This window comes from Streptomyces sp. R33 (assembly GCF_041200175.1).
In the GTDB taxonomy this organism is placed as follows: domain Bacteria; phylum Actinomycetota; class Actinomycetes; order Streptomycetales; family Streptomycetaceae; genus Streptomyces; species Streptomyces katrae_B.
Genome location: NZ_CP165727.1, coordinates 2417861 through 2441335, shown reverse-complemented (window position 1 = coordinate 2441335; position 23475 = coordinate 2417861). Strand labels below are relative to the sequence as shown.

Annotated in this window: 7 protein-coding genes; 3 read left to right on the top strand and 4 right to left on the bottom strand. The window is 74.8% G+C overall.

Annotation, left to right across the window (positions count from 1 at the left end; all coding sequences use genetic code 11):
• Positions 1-249 precede the first annotated feature (249 nt).
• From AB5J51_RS11305 to AB5J51_RS11295, 3 genes are all read left to right on the top strand, one after another.
• A complete protein-coding gene (locus tag AB5J51_RS11305) occupies positions 250-3489 on the top strand; it encodes a type 2 lanthipeptide synthetase LanM family protein (RefSeq protein WP_369777616.1) in 3240 nt (1079 codons plus the stop codon).
• 41 nt (positions 3490-3530) lie between these two features.
• Positions 3531-3758, top strand: coding sequence for a hypothetical protein (locus AB5J51_RS11300; protein WP_053788374.1), 228 nt, complete (start codon positions 3531-3533; stop codon positions 3756-3758).
• A gap of 130 nt (positions 3759-3888) precedes the next feature.
• A complete protein-coding gene (locus AB5J51_RS11295; RefSeq protein ID WP_133896578.1) occupies positions 3889-6819 on the top strand; it encodes a helix-turn-helix transcriptional regulator in 2931 nt (976 codons plus the stop codon).
• 64 nt (positions 6820-6883) lie between these two features.
• Here the strand turns inward: AB5J51_RS11295 and AB5J51_RS11290 are convergent, their stop codons facing one another.
• The 4 genes from AB5J51_RS11290 to AB5J51_RS11275 all read right to left on the bottom strand — a co-directional run bounded on the left by AB5J51_RS11290 (position 6884) and on the right by AB5J51_RS11275 (position 23360).
• Positions 6884-8182: an MFS transporter gene (locus AB5J51_RS11290; protein WP_136223071.1), complete on the bottom strand. Its 1299-nt coding sequence runs from the start codon at positions 8180-8182 to the stop codon at positions 6884-6886.
• A gap of 97 nt (positions 8183-8279) precedes the next feature.
• Complete coding sequence (locus AB5J51_RS11285) at positions 8280-9458, bottom strand: cytochrome P450 (RefSeq protein WP_369777615.1); 1179 nt, start codon at positions 9456-9458, stop codon at positions 8280-8282.
• Between the two features lie 128 nt (positions 9459-9586).
• Entirely contained in the window at positions 9587-16936 is a 7350-nt protein-coding gene (locus AB5J51_RS11280; protein ID WP_369777614.1) for an amino acid adenylation domain-containing protein, read from the bottom strand.
• Positions 16937-16988: 52 nt separating this feature from the next.
• Positions 16989-23360: an amino acid adenylation domain-containing protein gene (locus AB5J51_RS11275; protein WP_369777613.1), complete on the bottom strand. Its 6372-nt coding sequence runs from the start codon at positions 23358-23360 to the stop codon at positions 16989-16991.
• Between the last annotated feature and the right edge of the window lie 115 nt (positions 23361-23475).

The following is a 23475-nucleotide window of genomic DNA, read 5'->3' as shown; positions in this document are numbered from 1 at the left end:
GGTGGGGCATCGGGCTCCGGCCCCCACATTTCCTGAACGGGCCCCTCCGCAGGCACGGGCCCCGCGCAGCCAGCCCTCGAGCGGCCCGCGACCTGCCGGAACCCGTGCGGAACCGGTGCGCCGCCGGCCTGCCCGACGGCCTCCGCACCACCCCGTACGGCGGGCCCCCGGGGTCCATGGGGGCGGGTCCGCGGAATATGGGGGATCGGCCCCCATGTGCGCGGCGCCGCGCTCTGCGAGGTTTCTCCTGTGACTGACACCGCCACCACCGCCGAAGAAACCCAGGTCGGCGGCCTGGCCCCCTCCTGGTGGGCCCGGGCCCTGAACCTGCGGGAGCGGCTCGCCGCCCCGGGTACCCCGGTACCCGCACCGGCCGACGCCCCCCACGGCCGGCCGGCTTCGTGGTCCCTGGGGGACACGGAGGGCTTCGCGGCCCGGCTGGCGGGCCTGGGAGCCGGCGAGGACGTGGCGTACGCCCTCGCGGCGGAGGCCCCCGGCCGGCTGGCCGCCCGTACGGCCAAGCCGCAGTGGGCCCGGTACATCGAGCAGATGGTGGCCGCGGCCCCCGCAGAGGCAGGCAGGCCGGTCCCCGCGGCGGCGGACGCGGACGGCGCCGCGGTGTTCCTGCCCGCGCTGCGCCCCCTGATCGCGGCCGCCTGGGCGGAGGCGGCCGGACGCATCGACCTCGCCGAGGGCGAACTCGGCGCCGTGCGCGCCGCGTTCGAGGAGAGGCTCGGTGACCGGCTGATCCGGCAGTCGGCCCGCACCCTGGTCCGGGAACTCCACCGGGCCCGTACGGAGGGCCTGCTGGCGGGGGAGACCCCGCGGGAGCGGTTCGCGGCCTTCCTGGCGCGGCTCGGCACCCGGCAGGGCCTCGCCGAACTCTTCACACGCTACCCGGTGCTGGCGCGGATGCTGGGCCAGGCCTGCGGCCTCGCCGCCTCGGCCACGGTGGAGCTGCTGGACCGTTTCACCGCCGACCGGGCGGCGATCGTCGAGGGGCTGCTGCACGGCTGCGACCCGGGCGCCCTCGTACGGGTGGACCTCGGCCGGGGTGACGTCCACCAGGGCAACCGGTCCGTGGCCCTGCTGGGCTTCGCCGACGGGGCGACCGTCGTCTACAAGCCCCGGCCGCTGGACCAGCACGTCCTGCTGGACCAGGCGGTGGGCTGGGCCAACGGCAAGGTGCCGGGCCTGGGCCTCAGGACCCCGCGCTCGGTGCGCGGCGACGGGTACGGCTGGCTGGAGTTCATCGAGCACGGCTGGTGCGCCACGCCCACCGAACTGGACCGGTTCTACCGGCGCCAGGGCGCGCTCCTCGCCCTCCTCTACGCGGTCGACGGCGTGGACATGCACTACGAGAACGTCATCGCCTGCGGTGACCAGCCGGTGCTGGTGGACGCCGAGACCCTGCTGCACGCCGGTCTGCCGGCCGCGGTGACCTGCGGGTCGGACCCGGCTGCGGAGGCCCTGGCCTCCTCGGTGTACCGCACCTGCCTGCTGCCGAGCCTGCTGATCGGCGAGAACGGCGCCATGGACATCTCGGCGCTGGGCGGCGGGGACGGCGGCTCGTACCCCAGCGACGGGCTGCGCTGGGAGGCCGCCGGGACGGACGGGATGCGGCTGCTGCGCGGCCCGGTGGCCAGCGCTGCCGGGCAGAACCGGCCGGCGCCGCAGGGCCGGGCGGCCGGCCACGCCGACCACCGGGCCGCGCTGCTGGAGGGGTTCCGCGCCGGGTACGACGCGATCGCCGAGCACCGGGCCGAACTCCTGGGCAGTGACGCCCAGGGTGAGGAAGGCGGCGCCGACGGCGGTCTGCTGGCCCGCTGGGCCACCAGCCCCGGGCGCCTGATCGCCCGCTCGACCCGCCTCTACACGACCCTGCTGGACGAGTCCACGCACCCCGACGTGCTGCGCGACGCCCTGACGCGTGACGCGGTGCTCGCCGTGCTCTGGGCGGAGTCCGAGCACGACCCGGCCCGCCAGCGGCTGATCGAGGACGAGATCGCCGACCTGTGGTCCGGGGACGTGCCGCTCTTCTTCCACCACCCCGCCGACACCGCGCTGCGCACCTCCCGGGGCACCCGCCTCGACGGTGTGCTGCCGGCCCCGAGCCTGCGCTCCGCCCGCGACAAGATCGCCGCCATGGGGGAGGTGGACCGCCACGACCAGGAGTGGATCATCTCGGCGACGCTGGCCGTCACCGGGGCCAACCTCAGCGTCGGCGGCCCCCGTTCGACCCTCGCCGGACCCGCCGCGCCGGCCGTGGTACCCGAGCCGTCCCGGCTGCTGGCCGCGGCCTGCGGGATCGCGGACGAGATCGCGGCCCGGGCGGTGCACGGCGGCGGGCGGGTCAACTGGCTCGGCCTGGAGCAGGTGGCCGGCGAGCACTGGGCCGTCCTGCCGATGGGCGGCGGGCTCGCCCAGGGCTACTGCGGGGTGGCGCTGTTCCTGGCCCAGCTCGGCGCCCTGACCGGCGCGGAGCGGTACACCGCGCTGGCCCGGCAGGCCGTACGGCCGCTGCCCGCGCTGCTGGCGACGCTGGCCGGGGACCCCGGGCTGGGCGCCGCGGTGGGACCCGGCGCGCTGCACGGACTCGGCGGCATCGTCTACACCGTGGCCCGGCTGGCCCCGCTGCTCGGCGAGGGCCTGGGCGACTGCCTGCCCGACGCCCTCGCCGCCCTGGAACGCGTGGCCGAGGCCGATGCCGAGGAAGGCGCTGAAGGGCCGGCCGATCTGGCCGACGGCCTCGCCGGAGCCCTGGCCGCCGCGGTCGCCGCGCAGCGCACGTACGGGGCCGGCGCGGAGGCGGTGACCCGGCGGCTCGCCGCCCGGCTGCTGGGACGGGCCGAGAAGCGGCTCGCCGAACAGCGCCCGGCGGCCCCCGGCTTCGCCCACGGCGACGCCGGAATCGGCTGGGCCCTGCTGCGCCACGCCGCCGCCTCGCAGGAGGCGGGGCAGCCGGACGCCGCGTACGCCCGCACCGGTGCCGCGCTGCTGCGCCCGGCGCTGGACGAGGCCCTGCGCCGTCCCGCGGACCTCGGCTGGCACACGGGCCTCGCGGGCACCGCGCTGGCCGCCGCCGACGTACTCGGCCCCGACGCACTCGGCGCCGAAGCACTCGGCTCCGGCGTGCCCGTGGCAGAACTCGACCGGTGCGCCGCCCTGCTGGGCGCGCCCTTCGAATCCTGCGACCTCAGCCTGCACCACGGCGCCCTCGGCTCCCTGGAGCTGCTCGGCGTCCTCGCCGGTCAGGGCCACGAGGGGGCCCGGGCCGCACTCGGCCACCGCGCCGGGGAGGTCCTCGGCCGGCTGGAGGACCACGGCCACCGCTGCGGCACCCCCGACCACGTACCGTCCCCCGGTTTCCTCACCGGGCTCTCCGGGATCGGATACGCCCTGCTCAGGCTGGGCTTCCCGGAGGCCGTCCCGTCCGTCCTGCTCCTCGAACCCGATCGGCACCTCGGCACCGCAGCACGTCAGCACTGAGCACCACTCCCCGTCAGGCAACGAGAAAGGTACTCACCACCATGCAGAAGCCCCAGGTCAACGCCCAGTCCGTCACCGCCGCCGACGAGGCCGCCGCCACCGCGGCCGAGGCGCGGATCGAGGACCCGGCCGGCGGGATCACCCTGTCGGGTCGGAACAAGGCGTGCGCCCGGGCCCGTGCTCTGGCCGGTGTGGTGCTCACCAGCGGCATCGTGATCACCCTGAGCTCGATCGACACCAGCGTCTCGGCCCCGAACGTCACCTGGTAGCCCGTCTCCCGTCGCCTGGTGGTCCGTGTCCGATCTTCTCCGGATCTTTCCCGGATCTCCACGCCGCCTCTGTTCGGAACGGCCAACTTTCGTCGCACAATGAGCCGTTCACATGAACTAGATTGCGGACATGCGTTCCCGTTCGCGGTACATCGTCGGTCGTGACTCGCAACTGCGCGAGATCAAGCAGGCACTGACCGACGCGGGCGAAGGGCGCGGCGGGGTCGTCTTCCTGGTCGGCGAAGCCGGAATCGGAAAGTCCCGGCTCGCCGCCGAAGCCGTGGGCATGGCCTTCGGCGCGGGCATGCGGGCCTTACGGGGCCGGAGCAGCACCACCGGCCCCACCGTCCCTTTCCGGCCACTCACCGAAGCGCTGATGTCGCTCTTCCGCAGCGGCCCGCTCGACGGCACCTCCCTGGACGACCTGCCGCTGGGCCCCTACCGGCCCGCGCTCGGCAGGATCATCCCGGACTGGAGCAGCGACGCCCAGAACAACAGCTCCATGGTCGTCCTCGGTGAGGCCGTGCTGCGGCTGCTCATCGCCACCGGCAAGGAGCACGGCCAGCTCCTGTTGCTGGAGGACCTGCACGACGCCGACCCCGAGACGCTCGCGGTCGTCGAATACCTGGTGGACAACCTGGAGTACACGAACGTGGTGCTCCTGGCCACGATCCGTACGGAGCCCTGCGACGCGCTCGACATGGCCGACTCGGCCCGTCGGCGCGGCGTGGGGACCGTACTGGAACTCGCCCCGCTCACCCGCCCCGAGGTCCGGGCGGTCATCGCCGCCCAGCTGGACACCGAACCCGAACGGGTGCCGCAGGCGGCCCTGGACCGGCTCTGGGACGACAGCGCCGGCAGCCCCTTCCTCGTCGAGGAACTCCTCCAGGGCATGATCGGCAGCGGCGCCCTCGTCCGCTTCGAAGACGGCTGGCGCGTGGTCGGCGACCTGCGCAGCGATGTGTCCACCGCCCTCGCGCGCGGGATCCTGCGCCGCATCGACCGGCTCGGCCCGCAGGGGCTGACCCTGCTGTCCGCGGCCGCCGTGATCGGCCGCCGCTTCCCGCTGACCGTGCTCCAGCGGATGACCGGCATCGACGACCGCGGACTGCTCAGCCACCTGCACGCCGGCGTCGCGGCGCAGCTCGTCGTCCCCGACGAACCCGCCCCCGACTGGTACGCGTTCCGCCACTCGCTGACCGCCGAGGCCCTGCTCACCCAGCTCACACCGGGCAACCGGGCCACGATGTCCGGTCGTGCCGCGGACGCGGTGCAGGCGCTCTACCCGGACCTCGAGGGCGACTGGTGCCCCCTCGTCGCCGAGCTGCGCTCCCAGGCGGGCGACGAGGCCGAGGCCGGCCGCCTGTTCACCGACGCAGGCCTGCGCGCCCTCGCGGCCGGCGCGATCGGCTCCGCGATCACCCTGCTCAGCCGCGCCGAACGGCTGCTCGCCGCCAGCCAGGACCCCGCAGGGCGCACCGACGCCCTGGAGGCCCTGCTCCCCGCGCTCGCCGAAGCCGGTGACTTCGCCCGGGCCTTCGGTTTCGCGGAGAACCTGCACACCCTCGGCGGCAGCGGCCTGAGCGCCTCCCGGCTCGCCGCGCTGCACACCCGGCTCGCCAAGGTGGCCCACACCGCGGGCCGCTGGGAGGACGGCAACAGACAGATATCCCAGGCCAGAGCCCTCCTGGGTCCCCGGCCCGACGAAAGCTGCACCGCCTCGATCGACGTCACCGCCGCGTACCTCGCACTCGACACCCCCGGCCCGGACCGCACCCAACTGGCCGAGAAACTCGCCCACTCCGCGCTCCAGGCGGCGCAGCGCCACGGCCTGGCGACCGTCGCCTGCCAGTCCCTGGAACTCCTCGCCACCCTCGCCCGCGAACGGGACTTCGACGAGGCCACCGCCCTGCTGGAATCCGCCCTGCAGACCGCCGAACAGCACCAGCTCCCGCTCCAGCGCATGTACGCGCTCACCCGGATCGGCGGGAACTACTGGCTCACCGAGGGCGCCACCGCCCCGCTGCTGGCGGCCCGCAGCGAAGCCCAGCGGCTCGGCTCGGCCACCATCGTCTACACCATCGACGGCATCATGATCCTCGACGCCGTCCTGCGCGCCGAGTTCACCGCCGCGCAGCAGTCCGCCGAGGAGTGCCTGGCCGTCGTACAGCGCCTGCGGCTGGCTCCCGCCACCCGCTACGTCCTGATGGCCCGGGCGGCGATGGCGGCCCACCGGGGCGACCGCCCCGCGATGGAGAGCGCCCTCGCCGCGTTCGCCGACTGCGACGGGGCCGGCTCCCAGGAGGAACCGCTGACCCGGGGCCTCGCCCGGGCCTTCTGCGCACTGACGGAGGAGGACCGGCCCGGCGCCGTCCGCGAACTGCGCGCCGTCGCCGACCTCGAGGACACCAACCCCACCACGTACTACCTCAGCGGGCGGTACGGCATCGGCCTGCTCCTGGACGTGCTGTCCGGGGAGGCCGACCGCGCCGCGTACGAGGAGATCGCCGCCACCGCACCCGGGCGGATGCGCTGGAACCGGCAGTTCGTCCTCTTCGCCGGCGCCGTCCTGCTGGGCCGCGAACGCCGCCCCGAGGAGGCTGCGGCCGCCGCGGCCGAGGCCCTGCGCGCCGCAGCCCCGTACGCCACCGCACTCCACCTGGGCCTGCGGCTGATCGCCGAAGCGGCGTACGAGGACGGCTGGGGCGAGCCGGTAGCCTGGCTGCGCCGCGTCGAGGAGCACTTCCACCAGGGCGGCGTGGCCGCGGTCGCGGGCGCCTGCCGCGCGGCCCTGCGCCGGATGGGCGCCCCGGTCCAGCAGCGCCGCACGGGATCGAGCACGATCCCGGACGTCCTGCGCTCCCAGGGCGTCACGGTCCGCGAGTACGAGGTCTTCCGGCTGCTCGCGGAGCGCCTGGGCAACAAGGACATCGCCGACCGCCTCTACATCTCCCCGCGCACGGTCGAGAAGCACATCGCCGCCCTGGGCACCAAGACGGGCCGCACCAACCGGGCCGCCCTCTGCGAACTCTCCGCGTCCCTGGCCCCGTCGGCGCCGTGACGCGCCGGCCCCGCGCCCCGGCCCCGCGCCGGGACGACGCCGGGCCGGCCGGTGCAGGGGCCGGTCAGCGCATCTCGCGGACCGTCCGCGAGCCGAGGATCCCGAGGGCGGTCACCGCGAGGATCACCGCGGAGAGGGCGAACATCGGGCCGGTGCCCGAGCCGGCCAGGGCTCCGCAGGCGATCAGGGAGAGCGGGGCGACGGCGTAGCCGATGACCATGTCCACCGCGATGACGCGGCTCAGTACGGAGCCGGGGATGTTGCGCTGGATCCAGCTGAGGCCGAACACCCCCTGGAAGCCCATGCCGAAGCCCATCGCCAGGACCGTGGCGAGGGCCGCCCCGGTGTTGCCGACCAGGGCGAGCGCCGCGGTGCCGACGGCGAGCCAGCCGGCCAGCGCGGCGATCAGCAGACCCACCCGGGGGCGGCTGCTCAGGGAGCCTCCGACGAGCGTGCCCAGCATCGCCCCGCCGGCCAGCGCGCCGTTGAGCAGGCCGAGGGTGGTCGAGCCGCCGTGCAGGTCGACCTTGGCCAGGGTGGCGAAGCCGACGGTGAACGGGCCCGACTGGCAGAACGTGACCGCCGCGTCGACGACCAGGATCGTCCGGATGCGGGGGTCCTCCAAGGCGTACCGCAGCCCCGCGCGCATCCGGGCGGCCAGCGAGTCCCCGGCCGCAGGCGCCGGCGCGGGCCGCTCACCGTCCGCCTGCGGCGCACCCGGCTCCTGCTCCTGCTCCTGCTCCGGCGCCGCGGGCCGGGCCAGGGGCCGTATTCCGGCGACGCACAGCCCGCACAGCGCGAAGCACACCGCGTCGACGAGGAAGGCGATGGAGGCGTCGCTGAACGCCACCACCATGCCGCCGACGGCCGGGCCGAGCACCGCCGCGACCTTGGCGGCCACCGTGAGCAGGGCGTTGGCCGGTGCCAGCAGCTCCTTGTCCACCACCGACGGCAGGATCGACGCCCTGGCGGGCTGGAAGAACGCGTCGACGGCGCCGAAGGCCGCGGCGGCGCAGCACAGCATCCAGAGCGTCAGGGCGCCGCCCGTCCCGGCCAGTCCCACGGCCGCCATCAGGGCGGCCCGGGCCCAGCTGGAGAACTTCATCAGCGTCCGGGAGGACCACTTGTCGCTGAGCGAGCCGCCCACCAGGGTGAGCAGGGCCCGCGGCACCGCCTGGAAGGCGAGTACGTAGCCCAGGGCCAGGGTGGACCCGGTCAGGCCGAGCGTGATCCAGGCGAAGGCGATGTAGCTGAACCCGTCACCGAGGAGCGACAGGGACTGCCCGAGCCACAGCAGGCGGAACGACGGCAGCCGGGCGGGGGCGCGCAGCCGTGATCCCGCGTCCGCCAGAGTGGTAGCCATGAGGGAAAACCCTTCGAGGAGCCGGAAGAGGAGCAGGAAGAGAAGCCGGAGGGGGAGCAGGAGGGCGGAGCCGCCGGGCGGCGGCTCCGCCGGTCGGTCAGTAGCGGACGGGCAGGGCGGTCAGAGCGCGGTTGAGCAGCGAGAGCTGCCAGGTGTGCTGCTGCCGGTCGAGCAGCTCCAGGCCCGGGTACTCGCGTACGAGTACGTCGACCACCGCCCCGGCCACCAGCCGTGCCAGCGCCGCCCCGATGCAGAAGTGCGCGCCGAAGCCGAAGCCGAGGTGCGAGGCGCTGCCGCGCCGGACGCTGAACAGGTCAGGGTCCGCGAAGCGCGCCGGGTCCCGGTTGGCCGCCGCCGTGACCAGGAACAGCCGGTCCTCCGCGCGGACGGACCGCCCGTCGAGGTCGAAGTCCCGGGCGGCGGTGCGGATCGACATCTTCGACGGGCCGTCGAAGCGCATGGCCTCCTCCACCGCCATCGGCACCAGCTGCGGGTCCTCCCGTACGGCCGCCAGCTGCTCGGGGTGTTCCAGCAGGGCCAGCACGGCGTTGACGATGAGGTTGCTGGTGGTCTCGCCGCCGGCGAACGCCATCTGCGTCAGCATCCCGACGAACTCCTCCTCGCTGACCGACTTCCCGATCTGGCCGCCCGCCAGCACGGCGCTGATCAGGTCGTCCTTGGGGTCGGCGCGGCGCTGCTGCACCAGGTCGGCGAGGTAGTCGTCCAGGTTGACCAGGGACTGGAGCGAGGTGCGGTACTCGCGCTCCTCCTGGGCCGCACCCAGGACGAGGTCGCCGACCCGGGCGTTCCAGTACCAGAAGGACGGGCCGTGCGCCTGGGGGACGCCCAGCCAGCGGGCGAAGACGAGGGCGGGCAGCGGCCGGGCGATGTCGGCCACCAGGTCCCCGATCCGGCCGGGGACGGCGCGGCGGGCGAGCATGGCGCGGGTGGCGCGCTCGACGAAGGCCCGGTAGCGGCCGATCGAGCGGGCCGCGAACTGCTCCTGGAACACCTGGCGCAGCCGCCGGTGCTGGGGCGGGTCGTTGAACACCATCCAGCGGGACAGGATCGCGAAGGCCCGCTCGGCGTCCTCGCGGGCGCCCTCCGGCACGGCGTCCATCAGCGGGCGCACCCGCTCGGCGGAGACCGCCGGTTCGCGCAGGCAGTGCATCAGCTGGGCGTGGCCGGTGACGAGCCAGGCCCGGTGCATGGCGGACCAGTACACGGGGTCGTGGTCGCGCAGGGAGCCCAGGTACCCGTACGGGTCGGCGTTCACGGCGGGGTCGAGCAGGTACCGCTCGGTGAATCCGGCCGGTGCGCAGACAGGTGCCGGCGCCGGGCCGGTCGCAGTGGCAGTGGCAGTCGTAGTCGTAGTCGTAGTCGTAGTCTCAGTCGCGGTCGCAGTCATCGCCGGGCCTCCGTCCGGATGGAGTGCAGAAGGGCCGCGGTCGTGCCGATCAGGGGCTCGGACATCAGCGACATGTGGTCTCCCTCGGTCACATGGACGGTCAGCCCGCCCAGGGCCAGCCCGCGCCAGCGTTCGACGTACTCCCGGAAGCCCACGTCCAGACCGGGCATCGGCTCGCCGTCGGGCAGCCCGGCGGCCTGCGAGCCCACCACGAGGTGGATGTGGCCGGGGTAGGGCCGGAGCTCGTAGCCGGCCAGGGCGGTGAGCAGCGAGTGCCACACCTCGATCGGGGCGTTCTCCACCAGGGCCGCCTCGCCGGGGCTCATGCCCGCATCCAGCAGCAGCGCGGTGAGCTCGGCGGTCGTCGCCTCCCTTTCGGCCGACGGCGGCAGGGCGCGCACCCGGTCGCGCAGCCGCAGCCCCTCCTCCATGTGCCGGCCGACGGTGGCGAGCTGCTCCCGGGAGGCGGGGCAGGGCAGGTACGGCTCGATCAGCGTCAGGGGCGCCACGGTGTGGCCGGCCCCGTGCAGCTGTGTCGCCATCTCCAGGGCCAGATTGGCGCCCATGGACCAGCCGAACAGGTCGTGCGGGCCGGTCCCCCCATGGGCGGCGATCTCGGCTGCGTAGTTCGCCGCGATGCCGGCCACCGTGGTCGGATCGACCCCGCCGAGCAGCCCGCGGGCCTGGAAGGCCCGGACCGGCACTCCGGCGGGCAGGGCCCGGGCGAGCCCGACGTACCAGGCAGCGCTGCCGCCCGTGGGGTGGACGCACCACATCGGATCGCCCGCGCCCTCGCGGAGCCGGACCTCGGACCTGACGTCCTGCGCGTCGTCCTGCGCCGTGTCCGCCGACCGCCCGGCACGGGCGGCGAGCTGGGCGATCGTGGGTGCCTCGATCAGGTCGCGGACCGAGACCGCCAGCCCCCGGGCCGCGGCCCGCGCGGCCACCCGGACCGTCGACAGGGAGCTGCCGCCGATGCGGAAGAAGTCGTCGTGGACGCCGACCCGCGGCAGGCCGAGCACCGTACGCCACACCTCCGCCAGCGCCTTCTCGGCCGGCGTGCGCGGTGCGACGTAGGCGGTGTCGAGGTCGGAGCGCTCCTGCGGCAGCGGCAGCGCGCCCCGGTCCACTTTCCGGCTGGTGTTCAGCGGCAGCTCGTCCAGGAACACGAACCGCGCGGGCACCATGTACTGGGGCAGCCGGGAGCGCAGCTCCAGTCGCAGGGCCTCCGCGTCCGGGGCGCAGTCCGGCGCGGGGACCACGTACGCGACCAGAGCCGGGTCGCCCGGCAGGTCGCGGCGGAGCAGGACCACCGCCTTGTGCACCGCGGGCAGCTCCCGCAGCGTGTGTTCGAGCTCGCCCAGTTCGATGCGGAAGCCGCGCAGTTTGACCTGGGTGTCGCGGCGCCCGAGGCATTCGATGCTGCCGTCGGCGTGGTAGCGGCCGAGGTCGCCGGTGCGGAACAGCCGCCCGCCGGGGGTCGTTCCGTACGGGTCGGGCACGAAGGTGGCGGCGGTGAGCTCGGGCCGGTTCAGGTAGTACAGGCCGACGGCGTCGCCGCCGAGGCAGATCTCGCCGGGTACCCCGACCGGCAACGGCTGGAGCGCGTCGTCGAGCACGTACACCTGCGTATTGCGGATCGGCGGGCCGATCGGCGGCAGGCCGCCGCCCACCCGGCAGATCTCACCGCAGGACCACACCGAGGTCTCCGTCAGACCGTAGGAGTTGACGAAGCGCCGACCGCGGGACCACACATCGGCCATCTCCGCCGTGGGCGCCTCGCCGCCGGTCACGATGGTGCGCAGCGTGGGCAGCTCGTCCCGTTCCTCCGCCAGAACCGCGAGCGAGCTCGGCGGCAGTGCGGCGGCGGTGATCCCCTGGGCGTTGATCGTGGCCGCCAGGTCGGGGCCGGGCAAGAGCGCCTCCTTCGGCGCCGTGCACAGCCGCGCCCCGTTCGCGAGGGCCCAGGTCAGTTCGCTGACGAACACGTCGAAGCTGAACGAGGCGAACTGCAGCACCCGGTCGGTCCCGGTGGGCCGGCACACGTCCCGCTGGCCGTGGATCAGGTTCGTCAGCCCGCGGTGGGGCACCGCGGCACCCTTGGGCCGGCCGGTCGAACCGGAGGTGTACAGCACGTACGCGGTGTTGTCGGCGCCGGTCCCGGCCGCGGGCGGGGGCCCTGCGGAGTCCGGAAGGGGCGCATCCAGCAGCACCGTCTCCCCTTCGAACGGTACGGTCCCCGCCAGCGCGGACTGGGTGAGCAGCACCCGCATCCCGCTGTCACCGGCCACGAACGCGAGGCGCTCGGCGGGGTGCTGGGGATCGAGCGGCAGGAACGCGCCGCCCGCCTTGAGCACGGCGACCACCGCCCGCACCATGTCCGGGCCCCGGTCGGCGCAGATCCCGACGATCACCTCGGGTCCCACGCCGAGTTCCCGCAGCCGGACGGCCAGTGCCTGTGCCGACGTGTCGAGTTCGGCGTACGTCACCTCGCGGGTGCCGTGGGCGACGGCCACCGATTGCGGGCTGCGCCGGGCGTGCTCGCCGATCCACTCGTGGAACAGCTGCGGCGGGTTCGCCACCACCGGGCCCCGCGCCCAGTCCACCAGGGCGCGCCGGCGCGCGTCCGCCGCCAGCAGCGGCGCCGTGACCGGCCCCTCGGGGTCGGCGACCATCGTCTCCAGCAGCTTGCACACCACGTCGGAGAGCTGTTCGGCGGCGGCCGGATCCACCCGCGTCGTGTCGACGTCGACGCTGAACCCCTCCACGCTCACATTGATGTTGAGGGGGAACATGGTCTGCGCGATTTCCTCGGACTCGTCCCAGCTGTCCCCGGCGAGCCGGTGGAAGTTGACGTAGTTGAAGAGGACGTCGACCAGGCCCGGCTCGTTCGGCCGCAGCCGGCCGATCCGCGCCAGCGGCACCCTGCGGTGCGGCATCAGATCCTGCTCGGCCGCGAAGACGGTGCGCAGCAGATCCAGCCAGCTCTGCCCCGGGCCGGGCCTTCTGATACCGAACGGGACGCTGTTGAGGAACAGCCCGCGCATCCGGTCGGCGCCCGGCAGCTCCGGACGGCCGTTGGTGACGAGGCCGATCGAGTGGCCTGCGGCCGGATGGCCGGTGTCCGGCTCGGCGAACAGGCCCATCGTGTGGTGGAAGGCGGCGAGCAGGACGGTCCGCCGCGGTACCCCGGCGAGCCGGGCGAGGCGGCCGATCGGCCCGGCCAGCGCCGCGTACGAGCGCCGGATCTCCACGATGTCCGAACTCCCCGCGCAGGGGGACCCGCTGCCGCGCCGCGGGAACCGTACGGGCCGCAGCTCGGCCAGCCGGCCGCTCCAAAAGGCGAGCCCCTCCTCGGACTCGGCCGCCGACCGCTCCAGCGCCACGTACTCGGCGAACCGGGGGGACGGGGGCAGGCTCGGCTCCCGCCCGAGGGCCACGGCCCGGCGGTGCAGGTCGAGCAGGTCCGCGATGAGCGAGGTCAGGCTCCAGCCGTCCAGGACCACATGGCAGTCCGTGATCGTGAACCGCAGCTCGTGGTCGGTGAGCTGGTGCAGGTGGAGGCGCACCAGCGGCGCGGCGGCCAGGTCGAACCGGCGGGAGAACTCCTCCTTGACGTAGGCCTTCACGGCCGCGCGCTGCTCCTCACGGCTCAGAGCGCGCAGATCGCTGTAGCCGACGGGGAGTTCGGCGGTCCGGTGCACCAGCTGCAGCGGCTCGCCGTACGAGACGAGGTCGATGGAGGAGCGCAGGATGTCCTGGCTGCGCACGGCGGTGTCCACCGCCGCCTGGAAGGCGGACAGGTCGAAGCCCTCCGGCACGGTGATCTTGAGGTCGGTGACGTTGTGGTAGGCGCCGCGCCGCTCGTCGGCCAGCATCTCGTGCAGCATGCCGGTCTGCAGGAGGGTGAGGGGGTAGGCGTCCTCGAGCCCCTCCGGCAGCCGGGCCGCGTCGGCCGGGTCGAGCTGGGAGAACGGCTCCACGGGCGCGGGGCCGGTGTCGTCGGCGGCCTGTGTCGCCAGCGCCGCGAGGTCGCCCAGGGTGCGGGCGCGGAACAGGTCCGGGACGCTCAGGCCCAGCCCGGCGGAGCGGGCCTGGCCGATCACCCGCAGGGCCAGCATCGAGTCGCCGCCCAGGTCGAAGAAGTTCGCCGTACGGCTGATCCGCTCGGCGCCCAGCACGTCCGACCAGATGCGGGCCAGTGCCTCCTCCGTCGCGCCGGCCGGCGGGACGTGCCCGGAGGGAGCGGCGGCCCCTTCGGCGGCCACCGCCACCAGGGACGTGCGGTCCACCTTGCCGTTGGCGGTGATCGGCAGCTTCGGGTGCCGGACGAACAGCGCGGGCACCATGTAGTCGGGCAGCGTGAGCCGCAGCCGGTCGCGCAGGTCCGGCGCGTCCAGCGGCCGGCCCTCGGTCAGCACCACGTGGGCGACCAGGCGGGCGCCGCCGTGCGCATCGGGCCGGGCCACCACCGCGGCGTCCCGTACGCCGGGCAGGGCGCGCAGCGCGGTCTCGATCTCGCCGGGCTCGATGCGGAACCCGCGGATCTTCACCTGGTGGTCGGCCCGGCCGGCGTACGCCAACTGCCCGTCGGGCAGCACCCGTACCAGGTCGCCGGTGCGGTACATGCGGGTCCCGGCCGGACCGAACGGGTCGAGGGGGAAGCGCTCGGCGGACAGCTCCGGCCGGTTGCGGTAGCCGCGGGCGACGCCGCCGCCGGCCACGTACAGCTCTCCGACCGTGCCGTGCGGCACCAGCCGGCCCGCCCGGTCCAGGACGTAGCCGTGCTGGCCGGCCAGGGGACGGCCGATCGGCGAGTACACGGGGGAGACCGTGTCCTCCTCGGTGATCAGCCGGTAGGTGACGTGCACGGTGGTCTCGGTGATCCCGTACATGTTCACCAGAGCGGGCCGCTCACCCTCGGGTACGGCGAACCAGTCGCGGTAGTCGCGGGCGTCGAAGGCGTCCCCGCCGAAGACCACGGTGCGCAGCGCGAGCGCACCGAACTCCTCGCCCTGCTGGGCCAGATGGGCCCGCAGCCCCTTGAAGGCGGCCGGGGTCTGGTTGAGCACGGTGACGCGCTCGTCGCGCAGGACGGCGTGCACCGCGGCGGGGTCGCGGACCTCGTCCTCGGTCAGCACCACGACGCGGCCGCCGGAGGTCAGCGGCCCCCACAGCTCCCAGACGGAGAAGTCGAACGCGGGGGAGTGCAGGAGCGTCCACACGTCGTCGGTGCCGAAGTCGAAGTGGCGGTCGGCGGCGCCGAGCAGCCAGGCCAGGTTGCCGTGGGTGATCTCGACGCCCTTGGGCTGCCCTGTCGATCCCGAGGTGTAGATGACGTACGCGAGCGTCTGCGGCCCGCAGGACACGGCGGAGAGCGGCTCCCCGGTGTCGTCGGCCGAGCCGCCGGCCGTGTCGGCGCCCGTGCCCTCTGCGGGGTCCTCGAGCGGGATCACGCCCACCGGCAGCCCCTCCACCGCGGCGCGGCCGACGGCGTCCGCGACCACCCACTCCACCCCGGCGTCACCGACCGTGAACTCCCGCCGGGCCCGCGGATGGGCGGGGTCCAGCGGCAGGTACGCCGCACCCGCCCGCCATACGCCGAGCAGGGCCACGGCCAGGTCGACCGAACGGCCCAGGCAGACCCCGACCAGGGATTCCGGGCCGATGCCCGCGGCCCGCAGCCGCCGGGCCAGGGCCAGGGAGGCCGCGTCGAGTTCGGCGTACGTCAGGCTGCGGCCGCCGCCGGAGACGGCCACGGCGGTGGGGGCCAGCCGGATCCGCTCGGCCAGGCGCTCCGGCGCGAGCCGGGGTGCCGGCTCGGGTACGGCGGCCGCCGACGGGCGGTTCGCCGGGCCGTCGGGGCCGAGCAGTGCGGCCCGCTCGTCGGCGCTGAGCAGGTCGGCCATCCCGAGCGGGACGTCCGGGGCCTCGGCGAACGCCTGCAGCACCGCGAGGGTGTGCTCGGCCAGCCGCGCCACCGAAGCCGCGTCGAACAGGTCGGGGCGGTAGACGAACCGGAGCCGGATGCGGTCCGCGTCCTCGCCGACGTCCAGCGTCAGGTCGAACTTCGCGGTGGTCAGGTCGATGGGGAAGGCCGTTCCCGTTGCGTCGCCGAGGGCGTACGCGCCCTGCTTCGCGGCGGCGGAGTGCGAGAACAGCACCTGGAACAGCGGGTTGCGCGACAGGTCCCGCTCGGGGCTCAGCTCGTCGACGACCCGCTCGAAGGGCAGGCTCTGGTGGGAGAGGGCGCCCAGGACGCTCTCCCGGGTCCGGGCGAGGAGCTGCGCCGAGGTCGGGTCGCCCGACAGGTCGGTACGGATCACCAGGGTGTTCACGAAGAACCCGACCAGCTGCTCGGTCTCCGGGCGTTCCCGGTTGGCGACGACGGTGCCGATCGCGATGTCGTCCTGGCCGCTGTGGAAGGCCAGCGCCGCCTGGAAGGCCGACATGAGGGTCATGTACGAGGTGGTGTCGGCCCGGCGGCCGAGCTCGGCCAGGGCCGCCGTCAGCGGCTGGGGGAGCTCGACCGTGTGCACGGCGCCGGCGCAGGTGCGCACGGCCGGCCGCGGGTGGTCGGTGGGCAGTTCGAGCGGGGTCAGCCCGGCCAGGGCCGTACGCCAGTAGTCCAGCTCCGTGCTCTCGTCGGCCCCGCGCTGCCAGTGTGCGTAGTCGGTGTACTCGACCGGTGGCGCGGCGAGGTGCGGGGGCCGGCCCTGGGTTCTGGCGCGGTAGCAGGCGCTCAGGTCGCCGGTCAGGATGTCCAGCGACCAGCCGTCCGAGACGATGTGGTGCATGGCCAGGACGAGGACGTGGTCCTCGGTGGAGATCCGCAGCAGGGTGGCCCGGAACGGGGGCGCGGCGGCCAGGTCGAAGGGGCGCAGCGCCACCTCCCGTACGGCCTCGGCGATCGCCCCGGGGCCGCCGCCCCGCACCGCCGGGGGCAGGTCGACCACGTCCAGGCCGGGTGCGTCGGCGGCGGCGAGCACGTGCTGGGCCGGTACGCCGTCCTCCTGGGTGAACACCACCCGCAGCTGTTCGTGGCGGGCGACGAGGTCCCCGATCGCGGCGCTCAGCGCGGCCGCGTCCAGGGGGCCGGTGAACCGCCAGGCCGCGGGCATCAGGTACTCGACGCCGCCGGGGTCGAGCTGGTCGAGGAAGTACAGCCGCTGCTGGGCGGCCGACAGCGGGGCCTGCGCGGGGCGCGGGTCGAGCCGGGGGATGCCCGCGGGCGCGGCGGCGGCCTTGCCGCGCAGGCGCATTTCGAGGAGCCGGCGGGCCGCCGGGGAGAGACCGCCGGGGTTCGTGGAAGAGGTGGTGGAGGGTTCGACCTGTGCAGTGGTCATCGGAAGTGCCGTCCAATCAAGGCTGGGACCGGGGCGGGGATCGCTGCGGCGATCAGAAGTCGGAGGTCAGGGACAGGTCGATCTCGTCGTCGCTCATCGAGGAGATCTGGTCGATGAGCTGTCGTTCCACTTCCATGGCGAGCAGTTCGACCGTCGGGTGGTCGAACAGGTCGCGTACCTGGATCGGGCAGTCGAACGCGGTGCGCAGGCGGGACGCGGCCGCCACGGCGCGCAGCGAGTGGCCGCCGAGGGCGAAGAAGTCCTCCCGGATCCCGACCTCGGGCAGGCCCAGGACCTCGGCCCAGATCTGGGCCGTCACGACCTCGGTCGGGGTGCGCGGCGCCACGGACGCGGCGGGCGCGGCCAGGACCGGGTCGGGCAGTGCGGCGGTGTCGGTCTTGCCCTGCACGGTCCGCGGCAGGGCGTCGAGCAGGACGAACGCGGCGGGCACCATGTAGCCGGGCAGCAGCGTCCGGCACCAGGCGGCCAGCACCTCGGCGTCGAGCCCCTGGCCGGCCGCGTAGCCGACGAGGGCGCGCTCGCCGCGCAGTTCCCGGACCAGTACGGCTGCGCCGTGCACGCCCGGGTGTTGTTCCAGGACGGCTTCGATCTCGGCCGGTTCGATGCGGAACCCGCGGATCTTGACCTGGTCGTCGGTGCGGCCGAGGAACTCCAGTTCCCCGGAGGGCAGTCGGCGGACCAGGTCGCCGGTGCGGTAGAGCCGGCCGCCGTCGCCGCCGTCGCCGCCGTACGGGTCGGGTACGAACCTCTCGGCGGTCAGGGCGGGCTGCCCCAGGTAGCCGCGGGCCAGCTCCGGGCCGCCGATCAGCAGCTCGCCCGGCACCCCGACGGGTACGAGCTGCCCGAGCGCGTCCACGACGTACGCCCGGCGGGAGCCCAGCGGCCTGCCGATCGCCACCCGGCCCTCGACGGGTGCGGTGACCGTGTGCGCGGTGGCCGAGATGACCGACTCGGTCGGGCCGTACGTGTTGACGACCGGAACGTCGGGGAGGTGCGCGAACCAGCGGGCCAGCGGCGCCGAGGGCAGTGCCTCGCCGCCGGTGACGAGCAGGCGCAGGCTCTTGAGGTCCCCGGCGACCGTGTCGAGCCGGGCGACGATCTCCTCCCAGTAGGCGGGGGTGGCCTCCATGACCGTGACGCCCTGGGTGCGGACCGCCTCGGCGAGCTCCTCCACCGCCCACACCCCGTCCGGCCGGACCACCACCGAGGCTCCCGCGCCGAGGGCGGGCAGCACCTGCTCCAGCGAGGCGTCGAAGGAGAAGGAGGCGAAGGCGAGGACGCGGTCGTCCGCCGTGATGCCGAAGAGCTCGCGGGCCGCGGCGGCGTGCGCGCCGAGCGCATGGTGTTCGACGCCGACGGCCTTGGGGCGGCCGGTGGAGCCCGAGGTGAAGATGACGTAGGCGACGTCGTCGGGAGCGGGGGTGTGGTGCGGGGCGTCCGGGTCGGGCACGACGGTGTCGACGGGGACGGTCCGCGGCCCGAGCGCGGCGGCCAGGGCGTGGGTCGAGGCGTCGCTGAAGACGCTGTGCACGCCCGCCTCGGCGCACATGAACCGCAGCCGGTCCTCGGGCAGCCGGGGGTCGAGGGGTACGTAGACCCCTCCGGCCCGCCAGATCGCGGCCATCGCGGCGACGGAGCGGACGCCGCGGCGCAGGCACACGCCGACGGGTGTGCCCGGCCGTACTCCGGCGCCGGTCAGGGCGCGGGCCAGCCCGCCGGTCAGGCCGTCCAGTTCGCGGTACGTCAGGCTCTCGTCCCCGCAGAGCAGCGCCACCGCGTCCGGCGCACCCGACACCGTGAACGGCGCCGCCGGGGCGGCCGCTGCGCAGCCCGCTGCCTTCGCCAGCTCCTCGTGCTCCGCGGCGGACAGCAGCTCCAGCCGCCCGACGGCCTGCTCCGGATCGGCGACGACCGACTCCAGCACCCGGCCCACGTGCCCGGCGAACCGGGTGACCGTGGCGGCATCGAAGAGATCGCTCGCGTATTCCACGTTCAGCGCGAACCGGTCGGGATAGAGCAGGAAGGTGGCGGTCAGGTCGAACTTGGCCGAGCCCCACGGCAGGACGAAGTGCTCCACGTCGAGGCCCTCGACCCGCGGCCCGCCGGCGGCGCTCTCCTGTACGTCGAACATCACCTGGAACAAGGGGTTGCGCGACGGATCCCGCTCCGGCCGCAGCTGTTCCACCAGCCGCTCGAACGGCAGCTCCTGGTGGTCGAAGGCCCCGAGCACCGTCTCCCGGACCCGGCCCAGGAACTTCGTGAACGAGGGCTCGCCGGACAGGTCCCCGCGCAGCACCACCGTGTTCACCAGCAGCCCCACCAGCCGCTCCAGCTCCACCTGGCCGCGGCCCGCGACCGGCGTGCCCACCGCTACGTCCTGCTGCCCGGACCAGCGGCCCAGCACGATCTGCACCACGGCCAGCAGCACCGTGAACCGGGTCACCCCGTGCCGCCGGGCCAGCTCGCCGAGGGCGGCCTCCAGCTCCTTCGGCAGGTCGATCTCGACCGCGCCGCCCCGGCCCGACCAGCCCGCCGGGCGCGGCCGGTCCGTCGGCAGCTCCAGTACGGGCACGCCGGCCAGGGCCCGCTCCCAGTACGCCAGCTGCCGGTCCAGTTCCTCGCCGGCCATCCGGTCGCGCTGCCAGACCGCGAAGTCCCCGTACTGGATGGGCACGGGCGGCAGTCCGGCCGGGCGCCCGGCCACGCGGGCGGCGTACGCCTGCGCCAGCTCCCCGATGATCACGTCCTTGGACCAGCCGTCGGTCGCCACGTGGTGGAAGGAGATGACGGCGACGTGGTCCTGCGGGTCCAGCTCCCACACCCCGGCCCGCAGCAGCGGCGGCCCGGCCAGGTCGAAACGGCGGGTGGCGTAAGGGACGGCCACCTCCCGGAGCCGGGCCAGCCGTGAGGCTTCGTCGTCGCCGGACGGGGCCGACTGCCACACGAGCGGTACGCGGACCCCGTCGACCACCCGCTGCGCGGGCCGGCCGTCCACCTCGACGAGGGCGGTCCGCAGCGCCTCGTGCCGGGCCACCACCTCGTCGAGGGCGCCCTGCCAGGCATCCCGGTCGAGCCCGCCGCGCATCCGCCACGAGAACCAGAGCACGTACTCGTCGCCGACGTCGGACATGCGGTCCAGGAACCACATCCGCTCCTGGGCGAAGGACAGCGGCAGCAGCCCCGAACGGTCCACCGGGACGACGGTCGCCGCGCCCGCCTGCCGGGCGGCGGCCACCAGCGGCCCGAACTCGCGGATCCGGGGGTTCTCGAACAGGGTGCGCAGCTCCACCTCGCGGCCGAGCCGCTCCGCTATCCGGGAGACGGCCATCGTGGCGAGCAGGGAGTGGCCGCCCAGGTCGAAGAAGCCGTCGTCGACGCCGACGCGGTCGACCCCCAGGACCTCGGCCCAGATCTCGGCGACCACCTGCTCGGTGGCGTCGCGCGGCGCGATGAACTCGGGGCCGCCCGCGGCCGCCCGGTCCCGTTCCGCCCGCCCCCCGTCCGGCCGGGCGGCGGGCAGGGCGGCCCGGTCCAGCTTGCCCGAGGTGTTCACGGGCAGCGCGTCGAGCGACACGAAGTCCGCGGGCACGGCGTAGTGCGGCAGCCGGCCGGCGCAGAAGGACCGCAGTACGGCGGGCTCCACCGGGCCGCCGGGGCCGGCCACCACGTAGCCGGTCAGGCTCTTGCCGCCCTGGGCGTCCGCGCCGACGGCCACCGCGGCGGCCACCACGCCCGGGCACTGCGCCAAGACCGCCTCCACCTCGCCGAGTTCGATGCGGAAGCCCCGGATCTTGACCTGGTCGTCGGTGCGGCCGAGGAACTCCAGTTCCCCGGAGGGCAGCCGGCGCACCAGGTCTCCGGTGCGGTACAGCCGGCCCCCGCCGCCGCCGTCGCCGTCTTCGCCGTACGGGTCCGGTACGAACTTCCGGGCTGTGAGGGCCGGTTGGCCGAGGTAGCCGCGGGCCAGTTCCGGGCCGCCGATCAGCAGCTCGCCGGGCTCGCCGACCGGTACGAGCTCGTCGTGCCCGTCGACCACGTACATCCGGCGGGAGCCCAGCGGCCGCCCGATCGGCACCCTGCCGGAATCTCCCTCCGCGCCGATCTCGTGTGTGGTGGCGGTGACGGTGGTCTCGGTCGGGCCGTACGCGTTGAGCACCCGTACGTGCGGGGCCCGCGCCCGCCAGGCGGCCAGCGCCGCGGCCGGGACGGATTCCCCGCCGAGGACCAGCAGGCGCAGCGGGGCCAGCGAGGCCGCGGTGCGGCCGGTGAGCGAGAACGCCAGCTCGGCCCAGTAGGTGGGCGGCAGGTTCAGGACCGTGATCCCGTGCCGCTCGACCACCGAGGGGAGCTGCGCGGGCAGCCACTGCTCGTCCGGCCGGACCACCAGGGTGGCCCCGCAGCCGAGGGCGGTCAGCAGCTGGTCCAGCGAGGCGTCGAACGAGAAGGACGAGAAGGCGAGCACCCGGTCCCCGGCGGTGATCCCGAACTCTTCGCGGACGGCGGCCACATGGGCGGCGATCGCCCCGTGCTCGATGCCGACGGCCTTCGGCCGGCCGGTGGAGCCCGAGGTGAAGATGACGTACGCGAGGTCCTGCGGGTCGGGGGTGTGGTGCGCGGCGCCCGCATCGGCCCCGGCGTCCTCCACCCGGAGCACCTGCGGGCCGAGCGCGGCGGCCAGTCCGCCGGTCGCGGCATCGGTGAGCACGCAGTGCAGCCCGGCCTCTTCGGCCATGAACCGCAGCCGCTCCTCGGGGAGCGCGGGATCCAGCGGTACGTAGACCCCGCCGGCCCGCCAGATCGCCGTCATCGCGGCCACGGACCGGATCCCGCGCCGCAGGCACACGCCCACCGGCGTCCCGGGGCCCACGCCCGCCGCCCGCAGGGCCGTGGCCAGGCCGCCGCCGAGCGCGTCCAGTTCGCCGTAGCGCAGGGTCTCCTCCCCGCAGACCAGGGCCACCGCGTCGGGCGCGCCCGTGACGGTGAACGGCGCCGCGGCCGTCGGCGCGGGGCGCCCCGAGCCCGCCATGGCGAGCAGGCGGCGCCGCTCCTTGCCGGGCAACGGCGCGAGCCGCCCGGCGAGTTCGGCCACCGGGGTGTCAGGCGAGGCCGTCACCGCGCGCAGGAGCTCGACGTAGCCCTCGGTGAAGCGGACCATCGTGCTCTCGTCGAACAGGGCCGTGGAGTACTGGAGCCGCGCGGCGATGTCACCGTTGGCGCGCAGGCTCAGGTCGAGGAACACGTCCAGCGGCGTGCCCGTCAGCGGGGTCCGGACCAGCGCCACGTCCAGCTCGTCCAGCCGGGCCGCCGACGGAACGGTGTTGAGCAGCGTGAAGGAGGCCTGCGCGAGCGGGTGGCGGGACAGGTCGCGCTCGGTGACCACCTCGCCGACCACCCGGTCGAACGGGGCCTCGGAGTGCGAGAAGTCCCGCAGGGCCCCCGACCGCACCCGGCTCAGCAGGGCGGCGAAGGTCGGATCGCCGGACAGATCGGTTCGCAGCACGATCGTGTTGACGAACGGGCCGATCAGGCCCGCCACTTCGGCGCGACCGCGGTCGGCCAGGGTGGTGCACACGGCGATGTCGCAGCGGCCGGAGTAGTGCCCCAGCAGGGCCTGGTACACGGCGAGCAGCAGCATGTAACGGGTCGCACGCTGCTCGCGGGCCACCCGGTCGACCTCGGCGACCAGCTCGGCCGGCAGCTCGAAGCGGACCACGTCCCCGGAGCCGTCCCAGAACGCCGGCCGGGGCCGGTCCGCGGGCAGCGCGAGTGGGGCGACGCCGGCCAGCCGCTCGCGCCAGTACCCGAGCAGCCGCTCCATGCGCGGCCCGCCCAGCCGTTCGGCCTCGGTGCGGGCCACGTCGGTGTACTGCAGCGGCGGCGCGTCCACCGCCTCGCCCCGGTATCCGGCGTCCAGTTCGCGCAGCAGCACGTCCCACGACCAGCCGTCCACGGCGATGTGGTGCACCACCAGCAGCAGGACGTGCTCCTCGGGCCCGAGGCGGGTGAGCGTGGCCCGCAGCGGGTGCTCCTTCGCAAGGTCGAGCGGGCGCGCCAGCTCCCGGTCGAAGAGCTCGGCGGTGCTGCCCGCCTCCACCCGCGCCAGCCGGGTGCGGCCCGCCGGGTCCACCACGGGTACGGGCTCTCCGTCGACGGCCGTGAACCGGGTGCGCAGCACCTCGTGCCGGTCCACGATCCCCGTCAGCGACCGCTCCAGGGCAGGGACGTCGAGGGCGCCGCGGATGCGCAGGGCCAGCGGGAGCAGGGACTCGGCGGAGCCTCCGGTGAGCTGGTCGAGGAACCACAGCCTGCGCTGCGCGAACGACACTCCGGCACCGTCACGTACGGCGTCGCCGGCTTCGCTGCCGTGCCTCGCCGCTCCGCCGTGCGCTGCGACAACCTTCACTGTGGGCCTCCAAGCGGTGTTTTCCTCAACACTGCTGTCTGCGGAGATCCGTCAGTAGGGAAGAAGACGCAGCCGCGCACGCAGCCGCCGGGGGGTAGAACGCGCAACGGCGGCC